16 protein-coding genes are annotated in these 14754 nt (G+C 73.0%); 10 read left to right on the top strand and 6 right to left on the bottom strand.

The genetic code is table 11. The features are described from left to right. Positions 1 to 45: 45 nt before the first annotated feature. On the bottom strand, positions 46 to 666 hold the full coding sequence (locus tag AC0HI0_RS20815) for an L-threonylcarbamoyladenylate synthase (RefSeq protein WP_480934044.1): 621 nt from the start codon (positions 664 to 666) through the stop codon (positions 46 to 48). Positions 667 to 737: 71 nt separating this feature from the next. Here AC0HI0_RS20815 and AC0HI0_RS20810 point away from each other — a divergent pair, with 71 nt between their 5' ends. The 4 genes from AC0HI0_RS20810 (at position 738) to AC0HI0_RS20795 (ending at position 3774) form a co-directional block, all read left to right on the top strand. Next, on the top strand, positions 738 to 1313 hold the full coding sequence (locus tag AC0HI0_RS20810; protein ID WP_480934043.1) for an RNA polymerase sigma factor: 576 nt from the start codon (positions 738 to 740) through the stop codon (positions 1311 to 1313). Continuing rightward, complete coding sequence (locus AC0HI0_RS20805) at positions 1306 to 2415, top strand: CU044_5270 family protein (RefSeq protein ID WP_480934042.1); 1110 nt, start codon at positions 1306 to 1308, stop codon at positions 2413 to 2415. The genes AC0HI0_RS20810 and AC0HI0_RS20805 overlap by 8 nt, the downstream gene beginning before the upstream one ends. A 115-nt stretch (positions 2416 to 2530) precedes the next feature. Then, complete coding sequence (locus AC0HI0_RS20800) at positions 2531 to 2902, top strand: hypothetical protein (RefSeq protein ID WP_480934041.1); 372 nt, start codon at positions 2531 to 2533, stop codon at positions 2900 to 2902. Between the two features lie 53 nt (positions 2903 to 2955). Continuing rightward, complete coding sequence (locus AC0HI0_RS20795) at positions 2956 to 3774, top strand: alpha/beta fold hydrolase (protein ID WP_480934040.1); 819 nt, start codon at positions 2956 to 2958, stop codon at positions 3772 to 3774. Here the strand turns inward: AC0HI0_RS20795 and AC0HI0_RS20790 are convergent. Then, positions 3771 to 4733 carry a helix-turn-helix transcriptional regulator gene (locus AC0HI0_RS20790; RefSeq protein WP_480934039.1) on the bottom strand — a complete coding sequence of 321 codons (963 nt, stop codon included), beginning with the start codon at positions 4731 to 4733 and terminating at the stop codon, positions 3771 to 3773. The genes AC0HI0_RS20795 and AC0HI0_RS20790 overlap by 4 nt on opposite strands. A 284-nt stretch (positions 4734 to 5017) precedes the next feature. Here AC0HI0_RS20790 and AC0HI0_RS20785 point away from each other — a divergent pair, with 284 nt between their 5' ends. After that, the gene (locus AC0HI0_RS20785; RefSeq protein ID WP_480934038.1) at positions 5018 to 6853 is read left to right on the top strand and encodes a S8 family peptidase; all 1836 of its coding nucleotides are present in this window, start codon (positions 5018 to 5020) and stop codon (positions 6851 to 6853) included. 691 nt (positions 6854 to 7544) lie between these two features. On the opposite strand, the gene AC0HI0_RS20780 is transcribed toward AC0HI0_RS20785, so the two are convergent. Both AC0HI0_RS20780 and AC0HI0_RS20775 read right to left on the bottom strand, forming a co-directional pair. Next, positions 7545 to 8696: a glycosyltransferase gene (locus tag AC0HI0_RS20780; protein WP_480934037.1), complete on the bottom strand. Its 1152-nt coding sequence runs from the start codon at positions 8694 to 8696 to the stop codon at positions 7545 to 7547. Between the two features lie 363 nt (positions 8697 to 9059). Further along, positions 9060 to 9497 (bottom strand): hypothetical protein, encoded by a 438-nt coding sequence (locus AC0HI0_RS20775; protein ID WP_480934036.1) that lies wholly within the window; start codon positions 9495 to 9497, stop codon positions 9060 to 9062. A gap of 465 nt (positions 9498 to 9962) precedes the next feature. Here AC0HI0_RS20775 and AC0HI0_RS20770 point away from each other — a divergent pair, with 465 nt between their 5' ends. Both AC0HI0_RS20770 and AC0HI0_RS20765 read left to right on the top strand, forming a co-directional pair. Beyond that, complete coding sequence (locus AC0HI0_RS20770) at positions 9963 to 10340, top strand: ATP-binding protein (RefSeq protein ID WP_480934035.1); 378 nt, start codon at positions 9963 to 9965, stop codon at positions 10338 to 10340. A gap of 224 nt (positions 10341 to 10564) precedes the next feature. Beyond that, the gene (locus tag AC0HI0_RS20765) at positions 10565 to 11029 is read left to right on the top strand and encodes a response regulator (RefSeq protein WP_480934034.1); all 465 of its coding nucleotides are present in this window, start codon (positions 10565 to 10567) and stop codon (positions 11027 to 11029) included. Positions 11030 to 11136: 107 nt separating this feature from the next. On the opposite strand, the gene AC0HI0_RS20760 is transcribed toward AC0HI0_RS20765, so the two are convergent. Further along, complete coding sequence (locus tag AC0HI0_RS20760) at positions 11137 to 11511, bottom strand: hypothetical protein (protein ID WP_480934033.1); 375 nt, start codon at positions 11509 to 11511, stop codon at positions 11137 to 11139. A gap of 152 nt (positions 11512 to 11663) precedes the next feature. Next, positions 11664 to 12206 carry a cysteine hydrolase family protein gene (locus AC0HI0_RS20755; protein WP_480934032.1) on the bottom strand — a complete coding sequence of 181 codons (543 nt, stop codon included), beginning with the start codon at positions 12204 to 12206 and terminating at the stop codon, positions 11664 to 11666. 271 nt (positions 12207 to 12477) lie between these two features. On the opposite strand from AC0HI0_RS20755, the gene AC0HI0_RS20750 reads away from it, so the two are divergent. From AC0HI0_RS20750 to AC0HI0_RS20740, 3 genes are all read left to right on the top strand, one after another. Then, entirely contained in the window at positions 12478 to 13452 is a 975-nt protein-coding gene (locus tag AC0HI0_RS20750; protein WP_480934031.1) for a hypothetical protein, read from the top strand. Positions 13453 to 13486: 34 nt separating this feature from the next. Continuing rightward, positions 13487 to 13834, top strand: a complete 348-nt coding sequence (locus AC0HI0_RS20745; protein WP_480934030.1) for a hypothetical protein — start codon at positions 13487 to 13489, stop codon at positions 13832 to 13834. A gap of 408 nt (positions 13835 to 14242) precedes the next feature. Further along, on the top strand, positions 14243 to 14656 hold the full coding sequence (locus tag AC0HI0_RS20740) for a DUF1877 family protein (RefSeq protein ID WP_480934029.1): 414 nt from the start codon (positions 14243 to 14245) through the stop codon (positions 14654 to 14656). Positions 14657 to 14754 lie beyond the last annotated feature (98 nt).

Here is a 14754-nt window from a genome sequence, read left to right as displayed (position 1 = left end):
CGTGCGCCGCCGATGACCGCGTGCTCGCCCGGCGGGGCCGGGCCGTCACTCGAAGCGGCTGGGGTCGCCCGCCCCGCGGCGGACGATCTCCGGCTCGCCGTCGGAGAAGTCGATGACGGTGGTGGGTTCGGTGCCGCACTCGCCGGAGTCGAGCACCGCGTCCACCACGTTGTCCAGGCGCTCCTTGATCTCCCAGCCCTGCACCAGCGGCTCGGCCTGGTCGGGCAGCAGCAGCGTGCTGGACACCAGCGGCTCGCCGAGTTCTTCGAGCAGCGCCTGGGCGACCACGTGCTCCGGGATGCGCGCGCCGACCGTCTTCTTCTTCGGGTGCAGCAGCCGGCGGGGCACCTCGCGGGTGGCCGGGAGGATGAACGTGTAGCTGCCCGGCGTGGCCGCCTTGATCGCCCGGAACACCGCGTTGTCCACGTGCACGAACTGGCCGAGCTGGGCGAAGTCGCGGCACATGATCGTGAAGTGGTGCCGGTCGTCGAGGTGGCGGATCTGCCGGATCCGGTCCAGGCCGTCCTTGTTGCCCAACTGGCAGCCCAGCGCGTAGCAGGAGTCCGTCGGGTAGGCGATCAGGCCGTCGGACTTGATCAGCTGGACGGCCGCGTCGATGGTGCGGCGCTGCGGGTTGACCGGGTGCACGTCGAAGTACCTCGCCATGCGCGGAGCCTAGTGGCCGCCGATTCGACGCGCGCGGGAACGCCCGGCGGGCGTGCGGGCAATCAGGGGGCGTGCGAACCGAGAGCGCCCTGGCGGCGCAACGCGGGAGTCCGGTGACCGACCACCTCGACACCCCCGACGACCTGGCCGGACTCTACGACCGGCACGCCCGCCCGCTGCACGGCTACCTGGCCCGGCGGGTCGGCGTGGAGGCGGCCGACGACCTCGTGGCGGAGACCTTCCTGGCCTTGTGGGAGCAGCGTCACACCTTCGACCCGGCCCGCGCCGGCGCCCGTGCCTGGCTGTACGGGATCGCCACCAACCTGGTGCGCCGGCACACCCGGTCGGAGGTGCGGCGGCTGCGCGCCTGGGCCCGGCACGGCGGGCCGGAGGCGGGCGAGGACGTCAGCGGGCGGGTGGCGGCGCGGGCCGACGCCGGGGCGTTGAGCGCCCGGCTGGCCGAGTCGATCGCCGCGCTGCGGGTCGAGGAACGAGACGTGCTGCTGCTGGTGGCGTGGGCGGACCTGACGCCCGCGGAGATCGCGGAGGTGCGCGGCATCCCGGTCGCGACCGTCCGCACCCGGCTGCACCGGGCGCGGACCCGGCTGCGCGGGCTGGACATCGTGGAGGGGGAGCGGAATGGGTGAGCTGCGGGTGGACGACGACCGGGTGGACGACGCGGTGCGGGACGTGCTGGCCGACACCCCGCCCATGACCGACGGCAGCTTCACGGCGGGACGGGCCCGGGTGCTCGCCGGCGCGGTCGGCGGCCCGACCCGTGACCACCGCCCGGCGCTGGTCGGCGTCGGCGGTCCGGGGGAGCGGCGGCCCGACGTGCGGGGGCCCGATTCCCGGCTGCGCGGTGCGCGGCGGTGGTTGGCGGTGGCGGCCGGAGTCGCCGTGCTGGCGGCCGGTGGCGTGGTGGCGGTGTCGCTCACGCCCGCGCAACCCGCCGCCGGGGCCGTGGAAACCCTCACCAGGGCGGCGGACCTGGTCGGCGGCGCACCCGACCCCGTGGTCGGACCCGGGCAGTTCCGCTACACCGCCACCCGGGACTGGGCGCTGGCCGTGGACGACCGGGGCGAGCGCCGGCTGCGCCACCTCTACGAAGGCGTGGTCGAGACCTGGCAGCCGCCGGACCCGCGCGCCGAGTGGCTCCAGCGCTACACGATCACCGGCAAGCGCCAGTGGCTGGAAGGCGACGAGGACGCCGCCCGCGCCGCCAACGTCCACCTCGATCCCCCCGGCACCACGGAACGCCGCGCGCCGTGCGGCGACTTCGTGCCGGAACTCGGCAGCTCCGGCCCGTGCACCGGCCTGGCCGGGGGCTGGTCGCACCCGACCGAGGCGTTCCTGGCCGGTCTGCCGCGCGACCCCGGTGAACTGCACCGCCGGCTGGTCGAGGCGGCTGGTGACGGGCCGGGCGGGCCGCTCGGGGTCGCGGCCGACGTGCTGGCCACCGGCTGGGTGCCCAGGGACCTCCGGGCCGCGCTCTACCAGGCCCTCACCCGGCTGCCCGACCTGCGGGTGGCGGACCGGGCGGTGAACCTGGACGGCCGGGTCGGCGTCGCGCTCACCGCCGGCGCGGGCGCGCAGGTGCGGGAGATCGTGATCGACCCGGAGACCGGCCGGTTCATCGGCCAACGGCTCATCGGCGCGCAGGAGTGGGAAGGACTGCCGCCGGGCACGGTGTGGTCGTTCACCTCGGTCGAGATCGGTGTGGCGGAGTCGAGCGGCACCCGGCCCTGAGCGACGACCGTAGTGAGCATCCATCGACTCCGCGAGCGCCCGGTCACGCGCTGTTAACGTCCGCGGTGGTGTCGCGATCGCGACGTCGAGGTGCCGCCGATCCCGAGGAGACGACGTGATGAAGGCCGCCCGGACCTCGTCCGTGCTCGTGGCCGTCCTGCTGATGGTCCTGGCCACCGGCGTCGCACGGGCGACGACGCCGAACACGGTCTACCTGTACACCAGCGACTCGGCCACCTGTCACTCCATCGGCTACGCGGGCACGGCCGACGGGGTGTTCGACAGCTTCGAGTGCAGACTCGGTATCGCGGGCTACAACCTGCTGGTCGAGCCTTCCCACTCGCCGCTCTACCACGTGGTGCTCGCCTGGAGCCGGTCCTCGGTGACCTGCGACCTCATCGGGGGCAACGGGCAATCCGGTGGTGTCTGGGGCTCCTACTACTGCCGGTCTGGGATCGCCGGCTACGACCTGGTCGTCAATCGTTGACAGGTGGGCGACTCGGACCGATGAGCACCCGGCCCGGAAGGCGTTGCACGTACATGAGCGAACGACTGGTGGACGTGCGCGGCGTCGAGTTGTGCGTGGAGGAGTTCGGCGACCCCGCCGACCCGACCGTCCTGCTCGTGCACGGCGCGTGCGCGTCGATGCTGTGGTGGGACGACGCCCTGTGCGCGCGGCTGGCCCGCACCCGGCACGTGGTGCGGTTCGACAACCGGGACACCGGCCGGTCGGCGTCGTGGCCCGCCGGCCGGCCCGGGTACTCGTCGCGGGACATGGTGGACGACGCGGTCGGCGTCCTCGACGTGCTCGGCGTCGGCCGCGCGCACGTGGTCGGCCGGTCGATGGCCGGCGCGATCGCGTGCGCCGCCGCGACCCGCCGGCCGGACCGGGTGGCGACGCTGACCCTGGTCGGCACCACGACCGGCGCGCCCGGCCTGCCACCGATGACCGACGCCTTCCTGGCCGCCACCGCGGACCGTCCCGACCCGACCGACCGCGACGCCGTGGTGGCCTACGTCGTCGGCCTCGTCGGCGCGTACGCGGGCGGCCGGTTCGACGCCGCCGCCACGCGTGACCTCGTCGAGCGGGACGTGGCCCGCACCAGGGACGTCGCGGCCTGCCTGACCAACCACTTCCTGATCGACTTCGACGACGACGTGGCGTTCGACCGGCTGCCGCCCACCCTGGTCGTGCACGGCGACCGCGACCCGGTGTTCCCGGTCGAGCACGGCCACGCGCTGGCCCGCGCGATCCCCGGCGCGCGCGAGCTGGTCCTCGCCGACACCGGGCACGAACTGCCGGCGCGGACGTGGGACGTCTTCGTGGAAGCGTTCCTTCGGCATTCCGAAGAACGCTAGATCCAGCCTTTTCGGGACGCGAGCAGACCGGCCTGGAACCGCGATTGTGCGCCCAGCTCGGTCATCAGCTCGGTGACCCGCCGACCCACCGTCCGCTCGGTCACGCCCAGCGCCCGCGCGATGGACCGGTCCTTCATCCCGGACGCCAGCAGCGCGAGCAGTTCGCCGTCCCGCGCGGAGGGCACCGGCTTGTCCACCACGGTTTCCGGCAGCACCGGCGTGGCCCGCTGCCACATCTGCTCGAACCCGCACACCAGCACGTCGATCAGCGCCGACTCGCGCACCAGCAGCCGCACCGCCGGGTCCGGGTCCTGGTAGGACGCGGGCATCAGCGCGGTGTGCCGGTCCACGATCAGCATCTTCATCGACGCGTCCGGCAGCACCCGGGCCTGCTCGCCCGCTTCGACGCAGCGCCGCATGTTGGCCACGTGCATCGGGGTGGACAGCGAATCGGCGGAGTACACGAACCGGTACTCGACACCGCCCGCCAGCTGGGTGATCTCGAAGTCGTTCGGGTTCCACTGCCCGCCCAGGTACGGCGGCGCGTCGACCGCCAGCACCTCCTTGCGGGCCTGCGCCTGGAGCCTGGTCACCGACGCGATCACCGCGTCCTCGCCCTCGACCAGCTCCACCGGCGACCCGGTGTGCGGCGGCCCGGACCGCAGCCGCTGCGCCAGTTCCTCGGCGCGCACCTGCATCCGGGCCAGGTCGCCGCGCCGCCGCTGGATCAGCGCGGCCAGCGCCTCGTCGGGCGCGACGATCAGGTAGGCGGCGGGCGCGTAGCCCAGCTGGTGCACCAGTCCCGCGCCGACCAGGGTGGCCAGCGACGCGCGGACGTCGGACGGCGACTCGCCGACGTGCTCGGCCAACTCGACCGCGGTGGCCCGGCGCAGCTCCAGCAGCGCGAGGTAGACGTCGTTGTCGCGCCGACCCAGGCCGACCGGTTCCAACAGGAACATTCCCACCTCGCAGGGCGAACGTGCGGCGACGGTAGGACGACGCCCGCGTGCCGTCAAGGGGCCGGTCGTCGGGTCGGGCCGGTCGGGCCGCACCCCGGACAATGTCGGGAACCGGACATCCCGGACGGGGGTAAATCGCCCGGAACCGTACGAAAGTCTCTTGTCGGGCCCGCGCCGGTCGGCAAATACTCGCCGTGTCCGATCGGACACGGCTCATTCACCGCCCGGAACACCACGGCCATCGAGGGCTGGCCGTTCCGGGCGCCCTGCACGAAGGAGCAGTGATGAGACACCCCACCCTGCCCGGACGAATCCTCGGCCTCGGCGTGGCGGCCACCGCCGCCGTCGCGGTCGCGGTCGTCCTGCCGGGCGCGGCCACCGCCGCGCCGGAGGGCCAGATCGTCGCGGAGAGCGCGCCGAACGCCGTCCAGGACAGCTACATCGTCGTGCTGAAGAACGACCGCCTCGCGGGCTCCGCCGTGCGCGGGGAGGCCGACACCCTCGTCGACCGCTACGGCGGCAAGATCGGCTTCACCTACCGCGCCGCCGTGAAGGGCTTCTCCGCGACCATGTCGGCCAAGCAGGCCAAGCGCCTGGCCGCCGACCCCGCCGTGGCGTACGTGGAGCAGGACCGCACGGTCGGCCTGCTGACCGACCAGAACAACCCGCCGTCGTGGGGGCTGGACCGGATCGACCAGGACTCCCTGCCGCTGGACCAGAAGTACAGCTACTCCACCGACGCCTCGACCGTCACCGCGTACGTCATCGACACCGGCATCAACTTCGGCCACTCCGACTTCGGCGGGCGCGCCACGCCCGGCTTCGACGCGTTCTCCGACGGCCAGAACGGCAAGGACTGCCAGGGCCACGGCACGCACGTGTCCGGCACCGTCGGCGGCAACACCTACGGCGTGGCCAAGAAGGTCAAGCTCAAGGCCGTCCGGGTGCTCAACTGCCAGGGCAGCGGCTCGGTGTCCACGGAGGCGGCGGGCGTCGACTGGGTCACCGCGAACGCCGTCAAGCCGGCCGTGGCCAACATGAGCCTCTACACCGGCACCGCCAACGAGCCCAGCCGCGTGCTGGACGACGCGGTGCGCTCCTCGATCCGCTCCGGCGTCTCCTACGTGGTGGCGGCCGGGAATTTCAATGACGACAGTTGCAAATACTCACCGCAGCGGGTCACCGAGACGATCAACGTCGCCGCTACCGCGAACACCGACGCGCGCGCGTCGTTCTCCAGCTTCGGCACGTGCAGCGACCTCTTCGCGCCCGGCCAGAACATCGTTTCCGCGTCGTACAACAACAACACGGGTTCGGCGACGATGAGCGGCACGTCCATGGCCTCGCCGCACGTGGCGGGCGCGGTGGCGCTGTACCTGGCGGACAACCCGGCCAAGACCCCGGCCGAGGTGCACAGCGCCATCACCGCCGCCGCCACCACCGGCAAGGTCACCAACCCCGGCACCGGCACCCCGAACCGCCTGCTGCGCGTCAACAAGGGCACCGTCGGCGGCGTCACCGTGACCAACCCCGGCAACCAGACCACGCAGCTGGGCGCGGGCGCGAACCTCCAGCTGTCGGCCTCCGGCGGCACCGCCCCGTACACGTGGTCGGCCACCGGCCTGCCCCCGGGCCTGTCGGTCACCCCGTCCACCGGCCTGGTCACCGGCACCACCACCACGCCCGGCGTGTTCACCGTGACGGCCACCGCGACCGCGACCGCGGGCGGCTCGGGCAGCACGACGTTCAGCTGGAGCGTCGTCGGCGAGGGCTGCCAGCCGCAGACCAACGGCACCGACGTCGCCATCCCGGACCTCGGCGCGGCCGTCACCAGCCAGGTGACCTTCACCGGGTGCGGCGGCAACGCCTCGGCGTCCAGCCGGATCGAGGTGCACATCAAGCACACCTACCGGGGCGACCTGACGATCGACCTGATCGCGCCGGACGGCACCTCGTACCGGCTGAAGAACTCCAGCAGCTCGGACAGCGCCGACAACATCGACACCACCTACACGGCGAACCTGTCGTCCGAGGCGCGTGACGGGATCTGGAAGCTCAGCGTGCGGGACGTGGCGCAGGCCGACGTCGGCACGATCGACACCTGGACCTTGACGCTGTAGTGGCGTCGAGCACTGGAGCCTGACACTCCAGTCGGCCGGGGGCCGTTCCCTGCGGAGCGGCCCCCGGTTGCGCCTGCCCTGCCGGACAGCGGAAGCAATTCCACGTCGCGGCGCGGCCCGCACGGTCATCCGCCGTCCACTGTGGACTCATGGTCGAGCGCGTCGGCCTCGCACACCACCTCGGTGAGCGCGGTCGGCATCTCGTTGCCGGACGCGGCCGGCAGGGGCCCGGGTCAGGACCCGGACGACCTCGCGGATCACCGGGCGGGACACGCCGTCGCGCTCGGCTGGTCCGTCGATGCGCGGCACGTCGCCGGGCCGCTTCGCGCACCTGTCCGGCGACCCCGAGGCGGAGGAGCCCGGCACCCGGTTCAGGCTCAACCCGTGCCGGACCTGTTCGAGGGCGAGACCCGCGACGACGCGAAGCCTCGGCCGGTTCGGCGTTTTTCCCGCACGTCGGCGACGCCGGTTCCCGGCTGGTGAAGGGCCGCTTCGGGCTCGGCGCGGGGCAGAACGCGAGGACCGGTCGATCATGGGGACGCTGGTCTCGGCGACCGGCCTGGTGCTGCTGGTCGGACTTGATGGTCCGAGCGGGTCCGCGGGCATGAGTGCTCATGCCCGCGTCCCGGACGTTCGTGGACACCTCCGCGGCGAAACGGCCACACCCCAAGAGCCGCGGAACCCCGGTGGACTAGCGGGCGTAGTCGGCCAGCTTGGCGGCGACCTCGGCCGGCGACGGCATGGCCGCGACCTCGGCGGCGAGGGTGCGCGCGGCGCTGCGCACCGCCTCGTCGGCCAGCAGGTGCCGGGCCCGGTCGGCGATCGCGCCGGCCGTCACCAGGTCGCCCAGCAGCCGGTCGCCCAGGCCGTGCGACAACACGGCTTCGGCGTTGCTGAACTGGTCCGCGCCCTGCGGCAGGACCAGCTGCGGCAGGCCCGCGCCGAACGAACCCAGCGTCGTGCCGCTGCCACCGTGGTGCACCACGAGATCGGTGTGCCGCAACAGGTCCGCCTGCGGCACCCACGGCAGCACGGTGACGTGCTCCGGCACGTCGCCCAGCGACGACGCGTCGACCGAGGGACCGGCCGCGACCAGCACCCGCACGCCCTCGATCCCGGACAGCCCGGCGATCGCGGTGCGCAGCACGTCGGAGCTGCCGAACGCGGTCCCCAGCGTCAGGTACACCAGCGGCCGCTCATGCGCGAGCACCCAGTCCGGCAGCTCGCCCGGCTCGGCGAACGGCACCGGCCGCAGCGCGATGGTGTCCGCCTCCGCCAGGAACTTCTTGTCCTGCACCGAAGGCGGGCACACGTCGAGGTACGGGTTGCCCAGCAGCATCGCGTACTCGTCGGGCACGTCGACGCCGAGTTCGGCGGTGAACTCCAGGAACGGCGTCGGCGCGGCATCGAGCAGGTCGGACGTCCACATCCGGCCGAACCCGTGGCACAGCGCCGGGATGCCCGCGACGCGCGCGGCCAGGCCCGCGCCGGGGTTGGCGACCTCGTGCACCACCAGGTCGGGCCGCCAGTCCGCGAGGAACGGCGTCAGGTCGGCGAAGTTGCGGCGCGGCAGGATCGAGCCGAACACCCGCATGATCAGCGAGTCGTCGACGTCGGAGGGGACCAGCGCGTGACCGTCGGCGACCCCGGCCGCCTCGGCGACCGCGGCGCGCATCCCCATGCCGGCCGGCAGGTGCCGGACGTCGTGCCGTTCGATCGCGGGCGCGAAGTCCGGCGTGGTGGCGTAGGTGACGTCGTGGCCGTGCTCCCGCGCCGCGAACGCCAGGGGGAGCAGGGGGTAGGTGTGACCGTGCGAGCCGAGGCTCGAAAAGAGGATCTTCACCGGTTCGATCGTACCAATTTTCGTCAGACGATGAATTCGGGCATCCCACCCTGTGCGACGAGCCGGTGACGTGCGGTGTTGCGGCCGGGCAGCCGCCGACGCGTCCCGACCCGCCGAACCCGTCCCCGTCCGGGAGGTGCACCGACCCGGCCGGCGGGACGGGCGACGTCGTCCGGAACCGGTTCAGCAGATCACGTGGCGACCCGGTGGGGCGAGGAAGGACACTATCGGATGTGTCGCGCGCCCTGCCTCCCACCGGTCGGCCCGGTCGTCGGCACGGCATCGCGACAGCCCCGAGCCCTCCGGGTCGACCGACCGGTATCCCGAGCTTCGTCACGCGACCCGCGCCCCACGCCGGTCCACCTACGTCCCGGACAAGCCCGGTCCGGCGGTCGTCCGGCTCGGGGCGGGAGCCACGGCGCGGGCCTGTCGTTGCCGGGGCACGGAAACCCGCGGCGCGGCGCGCGCGGCCCGGACGACCGACGCGACCCCCGCAGCGATGATCCCGGACAGCACGAGCACCGCCGCGTCACCGGCCGAACGCGGCGTGAACGCCAACTCGCCGTGACGTCCCAGCGTGAAGCCCGCGTGCAACGCCCAGCACACCGCGACCGTGCCCAGCGTGGCGCGCAGATCGGACATCGCCGCCACGGTGTCGACCACGGCGACCATCGCCGGCAGTGCGAGCACGGGCTGGCCGGTCGTCCCGACCGCCGTCGCCGCCGCCAGGGCGAGCACGCCCAGCGCCGCGCCGAACGGGAACGCGAACCCGGCCGGCATCGGCGGCGGTGGAATGCGCATGCACCCAGGACACCAGCTCGCCCCCGGTCCGGAAAGAGCCGTTGCGGGCACAGTACGGCGATACCGCCGATTCTGACGCCGTCTTGACCTCGAACCCCGCAACGCGCGGGCCGCCACCCGTCCGAGAACCCGTCGAAACCCGTTTCGTGCGGGTGCCCCGGCCGCGCTCTCCTTGCCCGGAACGCTGTCCGGCCGTCGAGGAAGTCCTTTGTGGACCGGTCCGTCGCGGGCCGCCCGGTCCGCGAACCCGACTGACGCTCATCACAGCGCGAGACTCCACCGGGCAACGGTGCCGAACCGGCCGCGCCCTCGCCGGCCGGGCCGCCGGAGATTCACCCGGCGGATCCGTTGAATGCGGATTTGCCCGGTTTACCCCGGGGAAGCCGGGGTGGTGGACGCGGAACAGGAAACGGACATGGCGCGGTGAACGGGGACGATCGCCGTCCAGCGGCTGCGGAGGTGCGCGTGTTGGCAGGCGGAGGGGAGCAACTGGCGGAGGTCCGGCGCTGGGTGGAGGGGCTGTTGGCCGACCTGGTCGACGGGGAGGCCCTGGGTGACGTGCTGCTGGTGGTCACCGAACTGGTCAGCAACGCCTACGACCACGGTCGCCGCGCGTTGGAGGTGCGCGTGGTGCGGCCGTCGTGGCGCGCGCGACGCGTGCGGGTGGAGGTGGACGACGCGTCCCCGGACCTGCCCGTCCTGGGCCGCTCGCGGATCGCGGACAGCCGGGGCATGGGCTTGGTGCTGGTGAACGCGTTGTCCGCGGCGTGGGGGACCTCGCCCCTGCCGGGCGGGAAGACGGTGTGGGCGGACATCACCGCCTGGCCGCGCCCGGTCCGGTGAGCAGGCCAGGCGGCCCCGCACGGGGGATCCGCGTTCCCGCCACGAGCGAGTACAGTCATGGACGGCCTTGAGCACACAGGGCGTTGAACGTCCCGCCGAGGATCGAACGCCTTCCCGACTCACGCGCCCGGCGCGCACCGGCGGAACGGCTGTCGGTCGCGGCGTGGACCACCCCGCCGCGGCACCCGCCCGGTGCGTCCTGCGAGACTCCGAGGTGTGGCCACATGAGTTCCTTCCACGGCAGCGACGGCACGTCGACTCCGCTGACGGTGTTGCTGGTGGAGGACGACCCCGGCGACGTGCTGCTGATCACCGAGGCGTTGCAGGGGCGGGGGCGCAACCCGCGCGTGCACACGGTGACCGACGGGGCGGAGGCCGTGTCGTTCCTGTACCGGGCCGGTGAGCACGCCGCCGCGCCGCGTCCGGACGTGGTGCTGCTGGACCTGAACCTGCCGCGGATGGACGGCCGCGAGGTGTTGGCGCACATCAAATCCGACCCGGACCTGCGGTCGATCCCGGTGGTCGTGCTGACGACGTCGGGCGCGGCCGACGACATCATGCGCACCTACCAGTCGCACGCCAACGCCTACATCACCAAGCCGATCGACGCCGACGACTTCGCGACGCTGGTCAACCGCGTCGACGAGTTCTACGGCGAGGTCGCGAGGCTGCCCGACCAGGGCTGGTAGGGCCCGACCGGCGCCGTCCGTTGTGGACGGTGCGTGTGGGGTGGGCAGCCGGATGGCATCTGTGCAGGTCAGGTGCCGTGCTGGGGGCGAAGACGGCGAGCCGGCGGTCAGTCCCGGAACAGCTCCCAGCGCGGCATCAGCGCGAACACGAAGGCGCACACCCAGATGATCCGACCGGAGATGAGCAGGCCCGGCGCGCCGCCCATCGCCGATCCGACCAGGCCGACCACCGCGCCGATCGCGAGCAGCGGGAGACCCCACCGCCGCCACAGCCACAACCCCGCCAACGCGATCGCCTCGCCGAACAGCCCCAGGACCGCCAGGACCACCGGGATGCCCAACGTCCGCCCGTGCCCCAACTCCCGCACGGCCTCGACGAGCAGCAGCCCGCCGACCACGAGCACCCCGGCGCTGTAGACCGCCAGCCACACCGTCAGCACGATCCCGCGCCCCGAAGGCTTCTCGACCACCCCGTCGCCCATAGCCGCCCCGCTCCTCCCCGTCGCCGACACCCCTCCGACGCACGCGCGGCGGCGACGGGTCCCCGACCACGCCACAACGCCCGGAACGGAGCAACACCGGAGGCCGACCCCGACCCCCGGTACCGGGGATCGCGTGCGGCACGTCGACGAGGTCAGGACCAGTCGGCGCAGGGCACGACCGAGAAGCCCCGGCTGGGGAAGACGGCGTCCATGAAGAAGTCGTGGATCGCCTGGTCGCCGTCCGCGCAGCCGTCGCGCAGGACGGTCACGTGGTAGCCGCGGTCCGCCGCGTCGTAGCACGTCGCGGCCACCATCGCGCTGGTCGCGACGCCGGCGACCACGACGGTGTCGACCTGCCGGGCGCGGAGCACGAGGTCGAGGTCCGTGCCGGCGAACGCGCTGGCGCGGCGCTTGAGCACGACCACGTCCTCCTCGGCGACCGGCAGGTCGACCGCGGTGCCGGCCGAGCCCTCGTGGAAGGCGTCCCCGGCGTCGAAGAACGACCGGTACAGCTCGTTGCCCGGCGGCAGGTCGGCCCCGTTGTCCCGGAACGCGATGTGCACGAACACGACCAGCGCGCCGGCCGCGCGGGCCCGGGGGAGCAGTTCGGTGATCGGCGGCAGGACCCGCTCGGCGAACGGGTAGTTGCCCGTGATGCCCCGCTGGAGGTCGCCGATGATCAGTGCGGTGGTCAAGACGGGCTCCCGTCCCCGCCGCCGTGCCCGACGCCCGCGGTGAGCAGGACGAGCCGGCCCGGCGGCCGTGGTGATCGTGGTGGTCGGCGGTGCGCGACCGGAGATCGTCCCGCACCATTGCACCGCACAGTGCAACACGGCACCGCCGGTGCGGACACCGGTTTTGGATCACCCGGTCCGGCCGGGGCGCTCGCCGGAGCTTGGGCCCGGGTGCCCGCGCACGGCGCGCCGGTCGGTGGACCTGCGGCGATGTCGACCTAGGATCGCGGGTGTGATGCGATCGGCGTGGATCAAGTGGGCTCGTGGGGTCGAGCACCAGCAGGTTCTCGCTCGTGCGGTGCGGGAGTTCGACTTCGGCAAGGCCTACGCCTACGAGCGGACCGACACGGTGGACGCCGACACCGACCCGCTGGTGCGGGTGCAGTGGCGGTTGAAGGTCCTCGAACCCTTCCCGGAGCGGTGGGGCGCGGTGGTCGGGGACGTGCTGACGAACCTGCGCGCGGCGCTGGACCACACGTTCTGGGCCGCGGTCCTGGCCCACACCGGCATGCCGGCCAAGCCCCAGCTGATCACCTTCCCGCTGTCCACCGCCGACGACAAGATCTTCCGGGACCGGGCGAAGACCCTGCGCCCGCTGGTCTCGCCGAAGTTCTGGGAGCTGGTCAGGGCGGTCCAGCCGTTCCAGTCCGAGCGGCCGTCCGACGTGCCCCTGGAGTGGCTGCGGTGGCTGTCCAACGCGGACAAGCACCGCGCCGTCCGGGTCGTCGGCCAGATGGCGTTCGACATGGGCCGGGTCATCTTCGACGGCGAGCGGTACGACATCGTGGAGGAGACGCGGTTCACCGGCCCGGTCGAGGACGACGCCGTGGTCGCGCGCCTGACGTTCAAGCGGCCGGTGGGCGGTCGCAGCGTCAGCCTGATCCCGACCTTCGCCTACTCGCCGGTGCTCCAGATCGGCGAGGACCCGGAGCGGGTCGCCCCGCTGCACGTGGTGATGGAGGCGATGCGCCGCCACGTGGTCGACGTGGTGGACCGCGCGACGACGCTGCTCGGCGCGGACCGCCCCGCCCTGGACGACCTGGAACTGGGCGCCGCGCACGCCGCCGTCGCGGCCGAGAACACCGGTGTGATCGCGACCTTCCGCGACCACGGCGGCACCGCCCACCGCCTGAACCTGCCCACGGCCGCCGAGCCGGCCGCGCAGGAATGCGACCGGCCGCGCGGGCCCCAAGACCATGCCGGGTGACGGGCCCACGCCGCCGCCCGGGGTGCCGCCCGGCGTGATCAGGCTGGACCGGGGACGGGCTTCGGTCCGGCGCGATCCCGACCACGACCACGCGGCGAGCCGGTACGGCGTCGTCAACGCCCTGGTGGCGGCGGGCATCGACGGTGCGCACATCGAGGTGTACTACGACGAGGACACGCACGGCGTGTACTGGGCCGTCGACCCTCGGCGGGGCCGCGCGGCCGTGCTCACCGACGACACGGAGAGCCACGCCGGCTGGCTGGAAGGCCCGTGGCCGTTCCTCGCGACGTTCAGCGGCCCGGACGGCGTCGTCCGCACGGACGTCGACCTGTCCCTGGACGAACTCCTGGCCCGGACCATCGCGTGGTGCACCGACCGCTGACCCGGGCTACCGGGGCCGACCCGGTGGTGATCCGGTCGAGCCCGCTCGTAGTGGTCGACGGCCGCGCGGTGCCGGTCGGTGCTCTGCGCGATCCAGCCGACGCCGTCCAGGCTGAGCGCCTCGCCGTCGGCGTCGTGGTGCCGGCGGTCCCGGCACCACGCGGGCAGCCGGTCCACCTGGTTGAGCGCGGTCGTACGCGTCCTGGAACCGGCCCAGGTCCGCGCGGACGTGGACGTCCAGCAGCCGCCGCAATCCGTTTGCCGGCCGGCGGTTTCCCGTCCGTCATCGCCGATTCGCCGGTGACGCCGTTGCGGGCGTGGAAAACTCGGAGTTGATCGAGGGCGTTCGAGGGGGAGTGGTGGGTTCATGGGGATGACGTTGTCGTTCACCAGGGTGTAGCCGGACGAGTTGGAGACGGCGTTCGCGGATCACGAGCGGGCGTGGGCGTTCCTGGAGGACGAAGGGCGGCCGGACTGCTTCCTGGAGAAGGCGTGGGCGGGCATCCAGTTCCTGCTGGACGCGGCGGAGATCGGCGTCGACGTGTACGAGGACGGTGACGCCATCGACGAGGAGTGCGTTCTCTTCGGCTGGAGCGACAGCATGGTCGCCGCGACCGCGAAAGCGCTGAGCGCGACACCGTTCGAAGTGCCGGCCGCCCACTACGACCCGCGCAAGCTCAGCGAGAAGGACGTCTACCCCATGCGGCACCTCTGGGCCGCCGACGACATCGGCTACCTGCGGGAGAACTACCGGGACCTGGTCGTGTTCTTCGCGGAGACGGCCGCCGCCGGCGGTGCGGCGATCCGGAACTTCAGCTTCTGATCCCGGTCCGCGCGGTTCCCGGCAGCGTATCCGCCGCCGGCCATTCCCGCACCTGAATACGATTTCACCCGGCGTCGTGCCCGACTCCGGGGAGGCAT

Source organism: Saccharothrix sp. NBAS 001, assembly GCF_056640475.1.
The sequence above is the reverse complement of the archived record's forward strand: the minus strand, read 5'-3'. Positions and strand labels throughout refer to the sequence as shown.